At 57.8% G+C, this 3,130-nt stretch carries 2 protein-coding genes; both read right to left on the reverse strand.

Annotated elements, in window-relative coordinates; genetic code table 11:
• Positions 1-1,370 precede the first annotated feature (1,370 nt).
• Positions 1,371-1,916 carry a hypothetical protein gene (locus ACXJLU_RS32975; protein WP_457337945.1) on the reverse strand — a complete coding sequence of 182 codons (546 nt, stop codon included), beginning with the start codon at positions 1,914-1,916 and terminating at the stop codon, positions 1,371-1,373.
• 293 nt (positions 1,917-2,209) lie between these two features.
• Complete coding sequence (locus ACXJLU_RS32980; protein ID WP_457337946.1) at positions 2,210-2,728, reverse strand: hypothetical protein; 519 nt, start codon at positions 2,726-2,728, stop codon at positions 2,210-2,212.
• Between the last annotated feature and the right edge of the window lie 402 nt (positions 2,729-3,130).

Here is a 3,130-nt window from a genome sequence, read left to right on the forward strand (position 1 = left end):
GACCAGAACGCTACCTCGGGTGCGAACCGAGATGAGCTTGCAGGTACTGGCCTACAACCTGAAGCGAGCCCTCAAGATCATCGGCGCGCAGCCACTGATCGCAGCGATGCGGTCGTAGGGCGTGAGCCCTCAACCTCGAACTCATCGCTGAGCGCGTGCTGCGCGTTGACGGGCAGTCCCGTCCCGTGCGGCGCTCTGCACGTTTGCACACAGCCTCGACCCATAGCGGAAGGTGGCTCAGGCGGAGCAAGGCACYGGAAAGCGGCCGTTCAACGTTTGAAATAACCGGCGGCGCCCGGCTAACCGAGCGCCGCCGGTTGACTAAAGGGTTAGGCGTGACCGTAGAGCGTGAGACTGCAGGCATATGGACGACCTCAGTTCTACTTCTGGCTCTGCATTTCACGGCTCGGACGAATCTCCGCGTACTGCCGCCACGAAAACAGAAATGAGACCGCTACAAACGGCAGGCTGAGTGCCGCAGCGCGCCCGGGAGGAAGTGCCCACACGATAGCCGCGACTGCGACGCAGGCACACAGTGTGGCGAGAGCAAAGATCCAGATGGAGCCGTACGGCTGACCTCTCACTGTCCTAACGGCGAGATACCAGTAATTGACCACCGAGATTGAGGAAGCTGCGCCCATAGTGAAAAAGGCTGCGGCGGCTAGAGGTTCTTCGGTGAGGCTGCCCATGCCGAAAAGGAAGACGATAGGAACCCATGCAATTGCCGCGACGGTTGGAGCAATTCCGGAGGCAACTGCAATGATGATTGAGATCGCTCTGCGACTTAGCATGCTCACGCCTAACGTTTGACATTCGCTGCGTGACCCAGCTTGCCGGGGGCACGTCGGCTCGATGGAAGGGTTAGACGTCCTTTCTCTGTACATGCTTCTGATTTCGCTCCGGGGTCATTTTCCGCAGCTCTTCAAGTCTTCTCAATGATCGTTCCCGAGGGGTGGGCCCAGTACGAGGTTCGGTGGACATGAGCTTCCAGCAGGCATAGGCAGGAGCGCATGCTAGAAGAGACATGACAGCGACAGCGATGACCGCAAGCAGGACTGCTACAAAGATGGGCAGGAATGCGAACCCCATAGATATGAGCAGGAGTTCATTGACCTTCTCGGAAGTGAAGTAGCTGGCCGGAGGGAGCCAGGACATCACTATCCGATATTCGACAACGGCTACCAGTGCGAATGTGAGGAGCGTCAGTGCCGGACGGATGAGTTCGCGCATTTGCGGAGATGCCTAACGTTTGAGATGAGAGGCATGACCCGGCTCGCCGGGGTATATCCTCTCGATTGAAGGGTTGGGCGTCAACATGTGACTGCGAAGATTCTGCTTTGCGACAACTGCCATTAGCGAAACTCCGAGAGCTACTCAGCAATGACTTTGTATGGCCTATAGCGTGTTCTCTCAGTGGACATTGTCGACGTCTTGGAGCAGAAGCGACCGTATTCGTCTGTTTGATAGCGAGTCACCACCAAAGACCGATCCGCGTCAACATAGGCCTGTATGTTCCATTGCATTCGGTGAAAACATGAACCCGCAACGTAGAAGCCTGACACGTTGACGACGACAGCCTTACCAACGCATCGAGCCCCTCGGGTGGCTACGTAGTCATGAAGCGGAGTGCCTTGAGCCGCAAACACCGTGCCGCCGACGGTGCCGTCCGATGGATCTAGGGCGATCGTGAAGTAGACGCGCTCGTTGTTTGAACTGTCATATATAAAGTTCCCGAGAAAGTCTTCGTCCAAGATCGGAGGGCCATCATGCGTGCGCGTTCCCCCCACTCGGAATTGCCTGCCGGAGTTGGCAAATTCGCACGCATTGGTTGCGTCCTGGGAGATGGCGGGCAAGCTGAAACTCAACATGGCGACCAGACTTAATGCTGCTCCTCCGCCCATGTTCATCTCTACCATCTCAAATTCCTGGTCTCAGAATCGAACATCATCTTCAAAAAACGTGAAGTGATCATGATGTCCATGTGAAATCGCACGGACTTACGGCCGGGATGGGATGCCTCTTTGACGCCCAACGTGGAGCTAACCGGCCGCCGGAGCCGAAGGCGGAGAGAACCGAAATGCGCAGCGTTTCGGCGGTCCGGTTGAGCGCAGGGTTGGGCGTCATTGTTCCGTGCGCGCGGTGTTGTCACTTGGACTTAACAGGCGCGGCAACCGTGGAAGAAGAAAGGCGACCCAGGCCTCGAGGTTCTCTACGGAATAGTACGGTACGGACCATGAATGAACTCCTGCGCCGATATGCGCGAAATGATAGGCGCCCCGCTCGCAAAAATGCGAATAGACACAGGCACCTCGCCAAGCTCGGTACATGCGTCGAGCCCCTCGGTGTCCACCAGCGAATCACCTCGATGGATCTTTACTTTGGCGCCCGTACGCGCGGCACACTCTCCGACTGGGCTCCAACGTGGCGCAAATTCTGGCTCCACCAAGATTCGGACTTCAATGCCGGCAAGAGAGCAACGAACGGATTTAGGCCTCGGTGTGGTCTCGTAGTGAACATCATCGGCCGACGCAATTGAACGCAGTTCATCGGTGTGCCATGTGCTTGGTGCCCGCGCAGAAATAATCGCTTTTCCTGCCTCGTTCCACGCCCGCTCGAACTTCACCTCAACGAGCTTGGGCGTGCATGTCACGCTAACGAAGACATAGAGCTGATCCGCATGAGCCCAGCTCCCGCAGACCAACAGAGAAAGGCAGGCAAGCCATCGCATTTCAGGGGCCTAACGTGTTGTAGGGCGACATCTACTGCGCCCTAACGCCGGAGCGTGCCGTATAACAACCGCCCGGCAGCGGGTCGCAAGTTCGGGCCACGAGGGACTGGGGATACATGCCGAAAGTCTAGCCGTGAAGTCTGAGCCAAGGCTCCTCGCAAGCGGACGTTCATCACCGGCAGCTTGTGGCCGAGGCTGTGTGAGAACTGCGCAATAGGTGCCGCTCCACCAGCAATGTGACCCGCTGGACGCGGCTTCGCGACTCGCAGTATTTTGAGGCCACCGGAAGGCCTTCACGCAGGCCATGCAGGGGCCCAAGCGAGCCTATTGAAGGCAACAAGGGGCTCACGCCCCCATCGAACTGACCGCCTTCATCGTCTTGGCCATGCCCAGGATGCGCAG

Source organism: Rhizobacter sp. P5_C2 (assembly GCF_054049715.1).

Coding starts and splice junctions, on each gene's coding strand:
- ACXJLU_RS32975 (WP_457337945.1), bottom strand. CDS start 1,916: ATGGTAGAGATGAACATGGGCGGAGGAGCAGCATTAAGTCTGGTCGCC.
- ACXJLU_RS32980 (WP_457337946.1), bottom strand. CDS start 2,728: ATGCGATGGCTTGCCTGCCTTTCTCTGTTGGTCTGCGGGAGCTGGGCT.